The 13,506-nt window shown below is 61.2% G+C and carries 24 protein-coding genes and 1 pseudogene; all 25 read right to left on the reverse strand.

Annotation, left to right across the window (positions count from 1 at the left end; translation table 11 throughout):
• Positions 1–66: 66 nt before the first annotated feature.
• Positions 67–519: a 50S ribosomal protein L15 gene (rplO, locus tag G1C98_RS07555; protein ID WP_169080623.1), complete on the reverse strand. Its 453-nt coding sequence runs from the start codon at positions 517–519 to the stop codon at positions 67–69.
• A 2-nt stretch (positions 520–521) separates the two neighbouring features.
• A complete protein-coding gene (gene rpmD / locus G1C98_RS07560) occupies positions 522–707 on the reverse strand; it encodes a 50S ribosomal protein L30 (RefSeq protein ID WP_169080624.1) in 186 nt (61 codons plus the stop codon).
• 5 nt (positions 708–712) lie between these two features.
• Positions 713–1,441, reverse strand: a complete 729-nt coding sequence (gene rpsE, locus G1C98_RS07565; RefSeq protein WP_169080625.1) for a 30S ribosomal protein S5 — start codon at positions 1,439–1,441, stop codon at positions 713–715.
• Positions 1,438–1,809, reverse strand: a complete 372-nt coding sequence (gene rplR / locus G1C98_RS07570) for a 50S ribosomal protein L18 (RefSeq protein ID WP_169080626.1) — start codon at positions 1,807–1,809, stop codon at positions 1,438–1,440. The genes rpsE and rplR overlap by 4 nt, the downstream gene beginning before the upstream one ends.
• A gap of 1 nt (position 1,810) precedes the next feature.
• The gene (gene rplF, locus G1C98_RS07575) at positions 1,811–2,350 is read right to left on the reverse strand and encodes a 50S ribosomal protein L6 (protein WP_169080627.1); all 540 of its coding nucleotides are present in this window, start codon (positions 2,348–2,350) and stop codon (positions 1,811–1,813) included.
• A gap of 17 nt (positions 2,351–2,367) precedes the next feature.
• A complete protein-coding gene (gene rpsH, locus G1C98_RS07580; RefSeq protein WP_169080628.1) occupies positions 2,368–2,766 on the reverse strand; it encodes a 30S ribosomal protein S8 in 399 nt (132 codons plus the stop codon).
• 83 nt (positions 2,767–2,849) lie between these two features.
• Positions 2,850–3,035, reverse strand: a complete 186-nt coding sequence (locus G1C98_RS07585; protein ID WP_003808046.1) for a type Z 30S ribosomal protein S14 — start codon at positions 3,033–3,035, stop codon at positions 2,850–2,852.
• Between the two features lies 1 nt (position 3,036).
• The gene (gene rplE / locus G1C98_RS07590) at positions 3,037–3,612 is read right to left on the reverse strand and encodes a 50S ribosomal protein L5 (RefSeq protein ID WP_003827278.1); all 576 of its coding nucleotides are present in this window, start codon (positions 3,610–3,612) and stop codon (positions 3,037–3,039) included.
• Positions 3,609–3,944 (reverse strand): 50S ribosomal protein L24, encoded by a 336-nt coding sequence (gene rplX, locus G1C98_RS07595; protein WP_003827279.1) that lies wholly within the window; start codon positions 3,942–3,944, stop codon positions 3,609–3,611. Before rplX ends, rplE begins: the two co-directional genes overlap by 4 nt.
• Before the next feature lies 1 nt (position 3,945).
• The gene (gene rplN / locus G1C98_RS07600; RefSeq protein WP_003827280.1) at positions 3,946–4,314 is read right to left on the reverse strand and encodes a 50S ribosomal protein L14; all 369 of its coding nucleotides are present in this window, start codon (positions 4,312–4,314) and stop codon (positions 3,946–3,948) included.
• Positions 4,315–4,453: 139 nt separating this feature from the next.
• Positions 4,454–4,714, reverse strand: a complete 261-nt coding sequence (gene rpsQ, locus G1C98_RS07605; RefSeq protein ID WP_003827281.1) for a 30S ribosomal protein S17 — start codon at positions 4,712–4,714, stop codon at positions 4,454–4,456.
• Positions 4,715–4,716: 2 nt separating this feature from the next.
• The gene (rpmC, locus tag G1C98_RS07610) at positions 4,717–4,968 is read right to left on the reverse strand and encodes a 50S ribosomal protein L29 (protein WP_003827282.1); all 252 of its coding nucleotides are present in this window, start codon (positions 4,966–4,968) and stop codon (positions 4,717–4,719) included.
• 1 nt (position 4,969) lies between these two features.
• The gene (rplP, locus tag G1C98_RS07615; protein ID WP_169080629.1) at positions 4,970–5,389 is read right to left on the reverse strand and encodes a 50S ribosomal protein L16; all 420 of its coding nucleotides are present in this window, start codon (positions 5,387–5,389) and stop codon (positions 4,970–4,972) included.
• Between the two features lie 6 nt (positions 5,390–5,395).
• The gene (gene rpsC / locus G1C98_RS07620; protein ID WP_169080630.1) at positions 5,396–6,199 is read right to left on the reverse strand and encodes a 30S ribosomal protein S3; all 804 of its coding nucleotides are present in this window, start codon (positions 6,197–6,199) and stop codon (positions 5,396–5,398) included.
• A gap of 2 nt (positions 6,200–6,201) precedes the next feature.
• On the reverse strand, positions 6,202–6,561 hold the full coding sequence (gene rplV, locus G1C98_RS07625; protein ID WP_169080631.1) for a 50S ribosomal protein L22: 360 nt from the start codon (positions 6,559–6,561) through the stop codon (positions 6,202–6,204).
• 15 nt (positions 6,562–6,576) lie between these two features.
• On the reverse strand, positions 6,577–6,855 hold the full coding sequence (rpsS, locus tag G1C98_RS07630; protein ID WP_003808025.1) for a 30S ribosomal protein S19: 279 nt from the start codon (positions 6,853–6,855) through the stop codon (positions 6,577–6,579).
• Between the two features lie 14 nt (positions 6,856–6,869).
• The gene (rplB, locus tag G1C98_RS07635) at positions 6,870–7,700 is read right to left on the reverse strand and encodes a 50S ribosomal protein L2 (RefSeq protein ID WP_169080632.1); all 831 of its coding nucleotides are present in this window, start codon (positions 7,698–7,700) and stop codon (positions 6,870–6,872) included.
• Positions 7,701–7,736: 36 nt separating this feature from the next.
• The gene (gene rplW / locus G1C98_RS07640; RefSeq protein ID WP_169080633.1) at positions 7,737–8,033 is read right to left on the reverse strand and encodes a 50S ribosomal protein L23; all 297 of its coding nucleotides are present in this window, start codon (positions 8,031–8,033) and stop codon (positions 7,737–7,739) included.
• A 5-nt stretch (positions 8,034–8,038) separates the two neighbouring features.
• A complete protein-coding gene (rplD, locus tag G1C98_RS07645) occupies positions 8,039–8,698 on the reverse strand; it encodes a 50S ribosomal protein L4 (protein WP_169080634.1) in 660 nt (219 codons plus the stop codon).
• A gap of 6 nt (positions 8,699–8,704) precedes the next feature.
• Positions 8,705–9,355 (reverse strand): 50S ribosomal protein L3, encoded by a 651-nt coding sequence (gene rplC / locus G1C98_RS07650; RefSeq protein WP_169080635.1) that lies wholly within the window; start codon positions 9,353–9,355, stop codon positions 8,705–8,707.
• A 16-nt stretch (positions 9,356–9,371) separates the two neighbouring features.
• On the reverse strand, positions 9,372–9,680 hold the full coding sequence (gene rpsJ / locus G1C98_RS07655; RefSeq protein ID WP_003827292.1) for a 30S ribosomal protein S10: 309 nt from the start codon (positions 9,678–9,680) through the stop codon (positions 9,372–9,374).
• A 277-nt stretch (positions 9,681–9,957) separates the two neighbouring features.
• A complete protein-coding gene (locus tag G1C98_RS07660) occupies positions 9,958–10,770 on the reverse strand; it encodes a YwiC-like family protein (protein ID WP_169080636.1) in 813 nt (270 codons plus the stop codon).
• A gap of 314 nt (positions 10,771–11,084) precedes the next feature.
• Positions 11,085–11,387: pseudogene (locus G1C98_RS07665) on the reverse strand (bifunctional acetaldehyde-CoA/alcohol dehydrogenase); the annotation flags it as partial.
• Positions 11,388–11,411: 24 nt separating this feature from the next.
• Positions 11,412–12,323, reverse strand: a complete 912-nt coding sequence (locus G1C98_RS07670; RefSeq protein ID WP_205831949.1) for a helix-turn-helix domain-containing protein — start codon at positions 12,321–12,323, stop codon at positions 11,412–11,414.
• 110 nt (positions 12,324–12,433) lie between these two features.
• Complete coding sequence (locus G1C98_RS07675; RefSeq protein WP_169080637.1) at positions 12,434–13,474, reverse strand: NAD(P)-dependent alcohol dehydrogenase; 1,041 nt, start codon at positions 13,472–13,474, stop codon at positions 12,434–12,436.
• Positions 13,475–13,506: the final 32 nt, after the last annotated feature.

Raw genomic sequence — 13,506 nt, forward strand, 5'->3', positions numbered from 1 at the left:
TAAAAAACAGGCCCCCTTGCACGAGGCAAGGGGGCCAAAGTTATTTCACCTTACCGAAAACCGTAATCAGTCTTCGGAGATGGAACCGCCAGCGGCCTCGATCTTGGCCTTGGCGGAGGCGGAGGCCTTCACACCCTTGAGGGTGAACTTGGCGGTGGTCTCGCCATCGCCGAGGACCTTCACCGGGTAGCCGCCACGGACGGCACCCTTGGCGACCAGATCGGCCACCGTCAGCTCGCCGCCCTCAGGGAAGAACTCGGCAAGCTTGGCGATGTTGATGACCTGGTACTCGGTCTTGAACGGGCTCTTGAAGCCACGCAGCTTCGGCAGGCGCATGTACAGCGGCAGCTGGCCACCTTCAAAGCCCGGACGGACGTGCGTGCGCTTGGTCTGGCCCTTGGCGCCACGACCGGAGGTCTTGCCCTTGGAGCCTTCACCACGGCCCACACGAATGCGGTCCTTCTTGGCGCCCGGGGCGGGCTTCAGATCGTGCATCTGCAGAATTTCGTTATCTGCCATAATCAGTCAGCCTCCTCAACGGTGACCAGGTGACGAAGCACGTTGACCATACCGCGCACGGCCGGGGTGTCCTCGCGGACAACGGTCTGGCCGATCTTGCGCAGACCGAGGGTCTGTGCAGTCGCACGCTGGTTCGGCTTACGGTTCACGAGACCGTGGTGCAGCGTAATCTTCAGGTTCTTAGCCATGTGAATCACTCACCATCCTTCGCTTCAGCGGCAGCCTCTTCGCGAGCCTTGCGAGCCTCGGCGATGCCGGCGGCGCGAGCGCGCAGCAGGGCGTCCGGGGCAACTTCCTCAAGGGACAGGCCACGGCGGGCAGCGATCTCTTCCGGCTCCTCAAGCTTCTTGAGGGCGTCGACGACCGCGCGCACCATGTTGATCGCGGTGGGCGAACCCATGGACTTGGTCAGGACGTCGGAGATACCAGCGCACTCCATGACGGCGCGCACCGGACCACCGGCGATAACACCAGTACCGGGAGCGGCCGGACGCAGCAGGACGGTACCTGCGGCATCGTGACCGATGACCGGGTGGGTGATGGTGCCGCGCACGCGCGGCACGTTGAACATATGCTTCTTGGCGTCCAGCTGGCCCTTGGCGATAGCGGCCGGGACCTCACGGGACTTGCCATAGCCGACACCCACGGTGCCGTTGCCGTCGCCGACCACCACGAGGGCGGCAAAGCTGAACGTACGACCACCCTTGTGGGTCTTGGACACGCGGTTGATGGTCACGACGCGATCGAGGAGCTCATCGCCCTTGTTCTCTTCGCGACGGTTGCGACGCTCACCGCGACGGCCCTCGCCGCGCTGGCCACGACGGCCACCACGACGATCGTCGTTGGACTTCTCTTCAGCCGGAGCGGCCTGAGTGTTCTGAGTCTCTTCAGCCACTTGAGTTTCCTTCACTTCTTCGCTCACAGTGCCAGACCTCCCTCACGGGCGCCTTCAGCGACAGCTGCGACACGACCGGTGTACTTGTTGCCACCACGGTCGAACACGACGCTCTCGATGCCAGCGGCCTTGGCCTTCTCGGCAACCAGCTCGCCGACCTTCTTGGCGGCCTCGACCTTGGTGCCTTCGAAACCAGCGAACTCAGCGGTCAGAGTGGAAGCGGACACCAGGGTAATGCCCTTGGTGTCGTCCACAATCTGGGCGACCATGTGACGGTTGGAGCGGGTGACCACCAGGCGCGGACGCTCGGCGGTACCAGCGATGTGCTTGCGGATGCGTGCGTGACGGCGCTTGAGAGCGACCTTCTTGCCTTTTCCGAGAATAGCTACGCTCATATCACTTACCAGCCTTTCCAGCCTTGCGCAGAATGCGCTCGTCGGTGTACTTGACACCCTTGCCCTTGTAGGGTTCCGGAGCGCGCAGCTTGCGGATATTCGCAGCAACCTGGCCCACAACCTGCTTGTCGGTGCCCTTGACGATCACCTGGTTGGGGTTCGGCAGTTCGAACTCGATGCCTTCCGGCGGGTTCACGGTAATGGTGTGGGAGTAGCCGAGGAAGAACTCGATGCCCTTGCCCTTGGCGACGGCGCGGTAACCGGTGCCGACGATATCCAGGGTCTTGGTGTAGCCTTCGTGCACACCCTTCACCATGCCGGCGATGATGGAACGGCTCAGACCGTGCATTGCACGGGTCGTGCGCTGATCATCAGCCGGGGTCAGGACGATTTCATTGCCTTCGACGGCAGCGGTGATGCCCTCGGGGATCACGTAGGAATCGGAGCCCTTGGCGCCCTTGACCGAGAAATTCTGACCGTCAATCTTGACTTCCACGCCAGCCGGGATGGTGACGGGGAGCTTACCAATATGCGATGCCATGTTTCAGCTCTCCTTTCTCACCACACGTAAGCGACGATTTCGCCGCCGATGCCTCGGTCGAGGCATTCCTTCTGGGTCAGCAGTCCCGACGAGGTCGAGATGATTGCGATGCCAAGGCCACCGAGCGGCATCGGCAGGGAGTCGGACTTTGCGTAACGACGCAGGCCCGGCTTGGAGATGCGCTTGATGCCCTGGATGGAACGCTCGCCGTTGGGGCCGTACTTGAGGGTGACCTCAAGAGTCTGGCCAACCTTGGCTTCCTTGGCGGTGAAGTCCTTGATAAAGCCTTCGCGCTTCAGAATCTCGGCAATGTTCGCCTTGAACTTGGAGTACGGCATATCCACGGTCTCGTGCTTTGCCGCGCTCGCATTACGCAGACGCGTAAGCATGTCTGCGATCGGATCTGTCATTGTCATTGTGGGCTAGTGCCCTTTCTCGCCGTGGTTTCCGCCGCCTATCCCCTATCGGAGAATCAGCCGCGGACCTTCAGCGTCGATGTTTACCAACTGGACTTCGTAACGCCGGGCAGCTCGCCGCGGTGAGCCTTCTCGCGAAGGCAGATGCGGCACAGGCCGAACTTACGATACACGGAATGAGGACGACCGCAGACCTGGCAGCGCGTGTAAGCGCGCACCTTGAACTTCGGCTTAGCGGCCGCCTTGTTCTTCAGAGCGGTTTTTGCCATATCAGTTCTCCTTGAAAGGGAAGCCAAGGTGCTTAAGCAGAGCGTAAGCTTCCTTGTCGTCCTTGGTGCTGGTCACCACGGTGATATCCATACCGCGCTGGTGATCGATCTCGTCCGGGATGATCTCGTGGAACATGGACTGTTCGGTGAGACCGAAGTTGTAGTTGCCCTGTCCATCGAACTGGTGGCCGTTGATGCCGCGGAAATCGCGGATACGCGGCAGAGCCAGCGTCAGGAGACGGTCCAGGAACTCCCACATACGATCGCCGCGCAGGGTCACGTATGCACCGATGGCCTGGCCTTCGCGCAGGTGGAACTGTGCGACGGACTTCTTGGCCTTGGTGATCTTCGGCTTCTGGCCGGTGATTGCGGTGAGGTCCTTGACAGCGCCTTCGATGAGCTTGGAGTCACGGGCTGCAGCGCCGACGCCCATGGAGACGACGACCTTCTGCACACGGGCGACCTGCATGGGGTTGGAGTACTTGAACTCCTTCTCCAGCTCAGGCACGATCTGCTCGTTGTACTGCACCTTCAAGCGCGGAGTTGCCGGCGCTTCGACGGTAGTGGTGTCGGTCATGCCAGCTCCTTTCCGGACTTCTTGGCAACGCGCACACGCACGGTCTTAACCTTGCCGTCGCGAGCCTCTTCCTTGACGTTCACGCCGACGCGGGTGGGCTTCTTGGTCTCCGGGTCGATCAGCATCACGTTGGAGCGATGGATCGGGGCCTCGACGGAGACGATGCCTGCCTGCTGACCCTGCTGGGTGGCGCGCACGTGCTTCTTGACGATCTGAACACCTTCGACGATCAGACGATCGTTGGAGAGCACGCGGGTAACGGTGCCTTCCTTACCGCGGTCCTTGCCACGGATGACCTTGACCAGGTCGCCGCTCTTGATCTTGGCTACCATATCAGATCACCTCCGGGGCGAGGGACACAATGCGCATGAAGCGCTTATCGCGCAGTTCACGAGCAATCGGTCCGAAGATACGAGTGCCCTTCGGTTCACGGCCGGAGCCGAGAATAACCGCAGCGTTCTCGTCGAACTTGATGTAGGAGCCGTCGGCACGACGGTGCTCCTTGACGGTACGAACGACGACTGCCTTGACAACGTCGCCCTTCTTGACCGATCCGCCAGGGATCGCGTCCTTGACCGAGGCGACGATGACGTCGCCCAGGCCGGCATAGCGTCGCTTCGATCCACCGAGCACGCGGATGGCAAGGAGTTCCTTGGCACCCGTGTTGTCGGCGACATGAAGCCGCGTTTCCTGCTGAATCATTGATTCTCCTTAGCCGAGCTGGTTCTCCCCGCACACTGGGCGCAGCAAAGTGACCATCTTTCCAGATGGCCACAATAGCAACACCCCTAGAGGTGCGCCTGCTGCGCCCAGTGTACGGCGAGCCTTGCCGAACTTTTATTTACTTGGCGCGTTCGATAATGCTATCGAGACGCCAACGCTTGGTCTTGCTCAGAGGCCGAGTTTCCATAATACTCACGAGGTCGCCAACATGGGCTTCGTTGTGTTCATCATGGGCCTTGACCGTCTTGGTGGAACGAACGACCTTGCCGTACAGCGGGTGGGTCGAACGCTTCTCAAGCTCCACGGAAATGGTCTTGTCCATCTTATCGGACACGACGTAACCGCGGCGAACCTTGCGGAAGTTGCGCTCTTCTGCCATGTTCACTTCTCCTTAACGGTTTCAGCGGCCGGCTCAGCGGTGATGCCAAGCTCACGCTCACGCAGCACAGTGTACATGCGGGCGATGTCATGCTTGACGGCCTTGAGACGAGCCGTGTTGTCGAGCTGACCGGTAGCGGACTGGAAGCGCAGGTTGAACAGCTCTTCCTTGGACTTCTTCAGGAAGCCTTCGATTTCCGCGTTGGTCTTCTCGTTGAGATTCTTGATGGAGTACTCTTCGGTTCCGACTGCCATATCAGATGTCACCGCCTTCACGTGCAATCACACGGCACTTCATGGGGAGCTTGTCGATTGCGCGGCGCAGAGCCTCGCGAGCGACGTCTTCGGACACGCCACCGATCTCGAACATCACACGGCCCGGGTGAATGTTGGCAACCCAGAACTCCGGGGTACCCTTACCGGAACCCATTCGAGCACCGAGCGCGTGCTTGGTGAGCGGACGATCCGGGAAGATGGTGATCCACACGCGGCCGCCACGCTTGATGTAACGAGTCATGGCGATACGAGCGGCTTCGATCTGGCGGTTGGTCACGTAGGCCGGGGCCAGAGCCTGGATGCCGAAATCACCGAAGTTGATCTCGTTGCCGCCCTTGGACATACCAGTACGAACCGGGCGGTGCTGCTTGCGGTACTTAGTCCTCTTTGGGATAAGCATTCTTGCTCACTCCTTCGTTTCCGTGGCAGCGGGGGCCTCGGCAGCGGCTTCGGCCTTGGGGGCCTCGGCGGTCTGCGGCTTGGCTGCGGAACGGTTGCCACGACGCGGGCGGCGATCGCCACGACGGCCGGAGCGGTTGTTCTGCTGTGCCTGCTGCTCTTCGAACTCACGTTCGGTCATGTCGCCCTTGTAGATCCAGACCTTCACGCCGATGCGGCCGTAAGTGGTCTTGGCCTCGAAGAAGCCGTAATCGATGAGGGCGCGCAGGGTCTGCAGCGGAACGCGACCCTCGCGGTAGAACTCGGAACGGCTCATTTCCGCACCGCCGAGGCGGCCGGAGAGCTTGATGCGGATACCCTTGGCACCGGCGCGCATGGCGTCCTGCTGAGCCTTGCGCATGGCGCGACGGAAGGTCACGCGGTTGGTCAGCTGCTCAGCGATGCCCTGGGCGACGAGCTGGGCGTCCAGCGCGGCGTTCTTGACTTCGAAGATGTTGAGCTGAACCTGCTTGCCGGTGATCTTCTCCAGCTTGGCGCGAACGCGCTCGGCTTCGGCGCCACGACGGCCGATCACGATGCCCGGGCGGGCGGTGTGGATGTCCACGCGGACGCGGTCACGGGTGCGCTCGATCACGATCTTGCTCACGCCGGCGCGCTCGAGATCCTTGCTCATTTCCTTGCGGATCTTGTCGTCCTCGAGCACGAAGTCGCTGTAGCGTTCGCCGACCTTGTTGGAATCGGAGAACCACTTGGAACGATGGTTCTCAGTAACACCCAGGCGATAGCCAAAGGGATTAATCTTCTGACCCATCTTTAGCGGTCTCCTTCCTTGTTGGCAACGACGACCGTGATGTGGCTGGTGCGCTTGTTGATACGAGCGGCACGACCCTGGGCACGGGCGCGGAAACGCTTCAGCGTCACGCCTTCGTCCACATAGGTCTCCTTCACGACCAGTTCGTTCTCGCGGAACGGCTCGCCAGCCCTTTCGGCCTTGACGCGAGCGTTGGCGATGGCGCTCTCCAGGACCTTGCGAACCGGAAGGGACGCGGCCTGCGGAGCAAACTTCAGAATGGTAACGGCTTCAGTCGCCTGCTTGCCTCGGATGAGGTCGACCATGCGGCGAGCCTTGCGCGGCGTCACGCGGACGTGACGAGCGATTGCTTTAGCTTCCATAAGTCATTCTCTCCTTTAGCGGCGGGCCTTCTTGTCGTCCTTCACGTGACCCTTGAAGGTCTTCGTGGGGGCGAACTCACCGAGCTTGTGGCCAACCATGGATTCGGTGACGAACACCGGCACGTGCTTGCGGCCGTCGTGAACGGCGAAGGTGTGACCGATGAAGTCAGGGGTGATCATAGAACGGCGGGACCACGTCTTGATGACGTTGTGGGTGCCCTTCTCGTTCTGCTCGTCGACCTTCTTCTGCAAGTGGGCGTCGACGAAGGGGCCCTTCTTGATGCTACGAGTCATCTTCTCGACCTTCCTTACTTGCGGTTCTTACCGTTCGGACGACGACGAACAATCATCTTGTTCGAAGCCTTCTTCGGACGGCGAGTACGAACTTCACCCTTGCCCCACGGGGAAACCGGCGGCTTGCCACCGCGAGTACGACCGCCGTGCGGGTGGTCGACCGGGTTCATGGATTCACCACGGGTGATCGGGCGCTTGCCCATCCAACGGGCACGACCGGCCTTGCCGAGCTGCACGTTGGCGTGCTCTTCGTTGCCGACCTCGCCGACGGTTGCGCGGCAGCGGGCGTCGACGTTACGGATTTCGCCGGACGGCATACGCAGCTGGGCGTAAGCGCCGTCCTTGGCCACGAGCTGCACGGAGGTGCCTGCGGAGCGGGCAATCTTCGCGCCGCCCAGCGGGCGGAGCTCGATGGCGTGCACAATCGTACCGGTCGGGATGTTCTTCAGCGGCAGGTTGTTGCCCGGCTTGATATCGGCCTGGGCACCGGTCTCGATGACGTCGCCCTGCTTGATGCCCTTCGGCGCGATGATGTAGCGCTTCTCGCCGTCTGCGTAGTGCAGCAGGGCGATGTTGGCGGTACGGTTCGGATCGTATTCGATGTGCGCAACCTTGGCGGGCACGCCGTCCTTGTCCCAACGACGGAAGTCGATGAGGCGGTACTGGCGCTTGTGGCCACCGCCGCGATGGCGGGAGGTCATGCGGCCGTAGGAGTTGCGACCACCGGTCTTGGACAGTTTGCGAACCAGCGACTTCTCAGGCGTGGAACGCGTGATCTCGGCGAAGTCCGAGACGGACGCGTTGCGGCGGCCTGCAGTCGTCGGCTTATATACGCGGATAGCCATAATGTAGTTCTTCCTTTAACTTTTCTCGGCTAGCCTTCAGTTACCGAAGATGTCGATCGTCTGGCCCTCGGCGACGGTCACGATGGCGCGCTTCTGGGAAGCACGCTGGCCGAAACCGGTGCGGGTGCGCTGACGCTTGCCGGCGCGGTTGAGGGTGTTGACGTTCGTCACCTTGACGTTGAAGATCTCTTCAATAGCCTGCTTGATCTGCACCTTGTTCGCGTTCGGGGCCACCACAAAGGTGTACTGACCACGATCGGAAGCGGCGTAGCTCTTCTCGGAAACGACGGGCTTGATAATCACGTCGTGTGCCGGCTTGTGAATAGCGACCATCTAAATCAGGCCTCCTTCGGCTCGGTCTTCGCAGCCACGAAAGCCTCGAAGGCTTCCTTGGAGAAGACGACGTACTGCGCGGTAACCACGTCGTACGTGTTGAGCTGATCGACGAAAATCGGGTGAACGGTCGGGATGTTGCGCACGGAGAGCCACTCGTTCACGTTGTCGCGGGTGAGCACGACGGTGGTGAACTTGTTCTCGGTGATCGGGGTCAGTGCAGCAACAGCGGCCTTGGTGGAAGGAGCGTCGGCGACAGCGAAGTCAACGACGGCGATGCGACCGGCGTTAGCGCGATCGGACAGCACGTACTTGAGGGCTGCGGCCTTCATCTTCTTCGGGGTGCGCTGGTCGTACTTGCGCGGCTGCGGGCCGAACACGACGCCGCCGTGGTACCACTGCGGAGCGCGGATCGAGCCCTGACGAGCGCGACCGGTGCCCTTCTGCTTCCACGGCTTCTTGCCGCCGCCGGAAACATTGGCGCGGGTCTTGGTGGCGTGAGTGCCCTGGCGAGCAGCGGCAAGCTGGGCCACCACAACCTGGTGGATCAGCGGCACGTGGGCCTGCACCTCTTCGGCGGAGAAGCCGAAGATCTCAGCAGGAGCCTCAACGGTGCCGGTCTTGGCGCCCTTGGCGTCAGTGACGTTCAGAGTAACGTTTGCCATGGTTTATCAGGCTCCCTTCACTGCCGAACGGACGAGAACGATGCCGCCCTTGGGGCCGGGAATGGCGCCCTTGATGGCGAGGATGCCGTTCTCAACATCCGCGGAAACGATGGTGAGGTTCTGCACAGTGGAGGTCACATGACCCATGCGGCCAGCCATGCGCTTGCCCTTCAGAATACGGCTCGGGGTTGCGCAAGCGCCGACCGAACCCGGACGACGTTCGTTCTTGTGGGAGCCGTGGGTACGACGGTAGGACTTGAAGCCCCAACGCTTGATGGTACCGGCGAAGCCCTTACCCTTGGTGGTGCCGGTCACGTCGACCTCTGCACCCTCTTCGAACACCTCAGCGGTGAGTTCCTGACCCAGCTCGTACTCGGTGGCGTTGTCCTCGCGCACCTCAACGAGGTGACGACGCGGGGTGACGCCGGCCTTGGCGAAGTGGCCAGCCAGCGGCTTGGTCACCTTGGTCGGGTCGATCTGGCCGTAGCCGATCTGGACTGCGGTGTAGCCGTCGGTCTCGTCGGTCTTGATAGCGGTCACCACGTTGGTGGAGACGTCGACCAGCGTGACGGGAACGAAGAAGCCGTTCTCATCCCACACCTGGGACATGCCGAGCTTCCTGCCCAGCAGGGCCTTGCGATCTGCTCTTTGCGACATAGCGGTTCCTCCTCCCTTACAGCTTGATCTCGATGTTGACATCTGCGGGCAGGTCGATGTGCATCAGGGAATCCACGGCCTTGGGGGTCGGGTCCACGATGTCGATAAGACGCTTGTGCGTGCGCATCTCGAAGTGCTCGCGAGAATCCTTGTACTTATGAGGAGAACGAATAACACAGAAAACGTTCTTCTCGGTCGGCAGCGGAACGGGGCCAACAACAGTTGCGCCCGCGTTCGTCACCGTTTCGACGATCTTCTTCGCCGATTGGTCGATGACCTCGTGGTCATAGGACTTAAGCCTGATGCGGATTTTCTGTCCCGCCATTGCCGTCCGCCCTTTCTAGCGATTCGTGTACTGTTTACCAGCCTGTTTCGTGTTAAGGGCACCGGCGCGCATGGCCTCCGTTGGACATACGTCCACTGGCGGTCATCCATCATCAGTGCGCGGCCCATTGCAATCACTCTCGTGGCTGCAACCCCGCGCTCGCTTTTTTAATTCCAATTTGCGAGCCCAAAACAGGCAACTTGTTTATTAAAGCATCCGGGCGTGACTAAGCGGCCTTATTCTCTTCCCTGGCGTGTCGCTATGGTTTCAGGCCGATTCAGACCGCGGCCGAGATGATCAATGCCAAGGCGAGAAGGCTCGATGCGAGCTCGATCAATCCCGTATGCAATGGCTTGATGGTTCTTTTCATCGAGATGAACGGCATAGTGATCGCACGGGCCAGCAATATGACGGACAGCGCAACCAGCGAAGCCTCGCCTTCAATCGCCGCAATAAGAACTGCGAGAACATGCCATGCCCATGAGGCGGCAAGGTACTTCCCGCTCCCCCGCTCCCGGATCATGGTCTTGACGAACAGCACGGACCCAAACTGCACCACACCGAACGCGCAAGCCAACAGCATGCCCGTGCCCTCGATGCGTGGAATGGCCGGCGACGGCGCCTCGCCATAATGGAAGGTCAGTATGGCCATCAGGCATGCCGCGATCACGGCCGTCGCATTCGACCACAGCGAACGTTCCTTGCGTTGCCATGAGGCGATGAACGATATGGCCGCAAGCACGGCCATAGGCGGGGCCCAGACCAGTATGCCCGGGTACCTGATGACGAAAGGTAGACCGATGACGCACAATATGATGCCGTATGCCAGCGGCTGCGCAAGCCAGCGACGCCTGCCATGCGACTTGAACCAGCGCGCGGCGGAGAACTGCACGCAATAGCACAGCAGCCAGCACGCCGTCAGCCACCAGGAAGCAGCCGACCACCCATGGCGGCACCATGCGGTCACCGACCCAGCCAGCGCCGGGGACATGGCCATCATCACGGCACCCGGCTGCCCGGGGAGCCATGCACGCAGGCAGGCGTGCAGATTCTTCTTATTGCGCGTACGAGGATTCGAGGATGCAGGCATGCCGTCCACGCTACAGGAACTCCGTGGCAGATTCCCGGTTCATGCCGTCGGCTGATTCGACGACAAGAATGACGCATGGATTTCGTGTATTGCGCCAGAGTCATAGCGCCCCTGCACGGTACCGCTCGGCAATAGAAAAACGACAAGGAGCCCTGTGGAATGAATCCACAGGGCTCCTGTTGTCTTATCGGCACCTCTTCATCGGTGCCTGCCGATAGCCGTTACCAGTATGAGCGTACGCATGATCGACGTCCTTATATATATGGAGCGATCGAGATGCGCAGACTCCCGACTGAACGGCTGTCTGACGGCGATCAGACGCGCTCGGAGGTCTCCTCGGTGGCAGCCTCGCCTTCGCGCTCCACGCGAATCTTGTGCCCCTCGGCCTGAGGCACGCCGTAGTATGCGGCCACGGCGATGTCCTTCATGTCGTTGATCAGCGGGATACGCGGGTTCGCCGGGGTGCACTGATCCTCGTAGGCGCGCATGCCGGCCTGATCGAGGATGGACCAGAAGAAGTCCTCGTCCACGCCACACTCCTGGAAGCTCCTGTTCATACCGAGCTTGTTGTCGCGGTAATCCTCGACGGCCTTCGCCAAGTTCTCCACACCCTCCGACAAGCTATCTCGCATAACCGTCCATCAATACCCTTGTCTCGCCTTGCGGTAGGCAGAGGGAGTCACCCCGGTTTCGGCCAGGAATCGTCTGTTGAAATTCGAGGCATTGCCATAGCCACATTCACGTTGGATCCTTGCCACAGGCATGTCAGTCGTGGCAAGAAGCCTGCAAGCACGTCCGACGCGCAGTCTGCGCACGAAATCGGCAAAGCCGACGCCAGCTGTGCGTTTGAAGAAACGGGAGAACGCCGATGGGCTCATCGCCGCCTGCGCCGCCGCCTCCTCCAAGCGGATGTCGCCGCCAAGGTTGTCCGTCACATAGCCTATGGCCGCGTTGAGCAGGCGCTCCGAGCCGGAGCCTCCGCTTGGATCATAGCCCGGTGTGACCACAGTCGACCATTCACCCTCCGGAGCCTCTTCGAATGCCGCGAGCAACTCGACGAAATCCGCCAGCCGCCTCACACCCTCATGTCCACCCATCGTCTCCAAGCACGAGGCCGCCCGGGCGGCAGACCGCCCGGAGAGCACCAACGCATACGATGCGCGATGCAACGCGATGCCAAAGCCGGAGCACTCGGGGAAGTAGGTCATGAGCACACGCAATACTTCGGGACGCACGTGGCACACCACATCGCGATGCTCCAACCGTTCCCCCGGACGCAGATCAGACACCCAGTTGTGGGGGAGATTCGCGCCAATCAACGCCACGTGGCCCTCTTCAAAAGGCAGCACCCCATCACCGGCCATCATCAGGCCAGAGCCTTCGCGGATCAGATGGAACTCCACTTGCGGATGATGGTGCCACTTGGCCAACGGATGTGGATAGCCATGCTCCGTCCAGTGGATGGCCGCGTCGAGATCCGGCGTAATGACCTCCAGCGAACCGGGACCGGACACTGCGGCGGTACCGCCATCGGGCAGCATCGACGCAGACATCGCAAACGGTATCGGACGGCGGGCGGCCGAAATCGCGTCACCCATGTTGTTCGCATCGCCGACACTCATCAGCCGCCCACCTTCCATTTCCAGCCAATCAGAACAAGCGTTTAGCGACGCTCCACAGTGATCTGCAACTTGATATCGCCGGGACGCCCCTCGGCCATACGGTCGAAGGCGGCCTTGGCGTCCTCCATCGCGAAGGTGTCGGTGATGAAGGGACTAAGGCTCAGCTTACCATTGGCGACCAGATCGATGGCCTTCTGATAGACGTTGGCGTAGCGGAAGACATTCTCGATACGCACCTCAGTGGCCTGCAGTTCGGTGACGTCGATGGCGACCGGGTCGACCGGAATACCAACGATGACGGCCGCCCCACCGGGAGCAACGAGCTTCCAGAAGGTCTCATAGGCCTTGGGCGCACCGGAGCATTCAAAAGCCACATCAGCGCCCCAGCCGCCGGTCTCCTCACGCACTCGCTCAACCAGGTCCTCCTTGGTCAGATCAACGGGGATGACACCCGGCACCTTGGCAGCGATAGCGAGCTTGACGTCAGAGACGTCGGAAATGATCACCTTAGAGGCACCGCCGGCGAGCGCGCAGGAAGCGGTGAGCATGCCCACCGTGCCCGAGCCGGTGACCACGCACACATCGCCAGGCTTGATGCGCGCCTTGGTGGCGGCCCACATCGCCACGGCAGTAGGTTCAAGCAGCGCGCCCTCGCCGAAGCTCACGTTGTCGGGCAGATGATAGGTGAAGGCGGCGGGGTGGTTCACCGTCTCGCACAGGCAGCCGTCGACCGGCGGGGTGGCAAAGAAACGCACGGCAGGATCGACGTTGTACATGCCCAGCTTGCTGGCTCGCGAGGTCATGTCCGGAATGCCGGGTTCCAGGGCGACACGGTCGCCGACTTGGAATCCTTCGACGCCATCACCGACCGCGACGACCGTACCCGCGGCCTCATGGCCCAGAATCATCGGCTGCTCGACGATGTACTTGCCGACGCGACCGTGGGTGTAGTAATGCAGGTCGGAACCGCACACACCCACGGTGTGGGGCGCAATGGTGAGCTCTCCGGCGGCCGGGGCCGGCGTATCCGGCACCTCGCGCACATTGATGACACCCTTCTTTTCGAGAACGACAGCTTTCATGATGGTCTCCTTTGTTAATTGTTAATTGTTAA

Origin of the sequence: Bifidobacterium erythrocebi, from assembly GCF_012932675.1 — a bacterium.
In the GTDB taxonomy this organism is placed as follows: domain Bacteria; phylum Actinomycetota; class Actinomycetes; order Actinomycetales; family Bifidobacteriaceae; genus Bifidobacterium; species Bifidobacterium erythrocebi.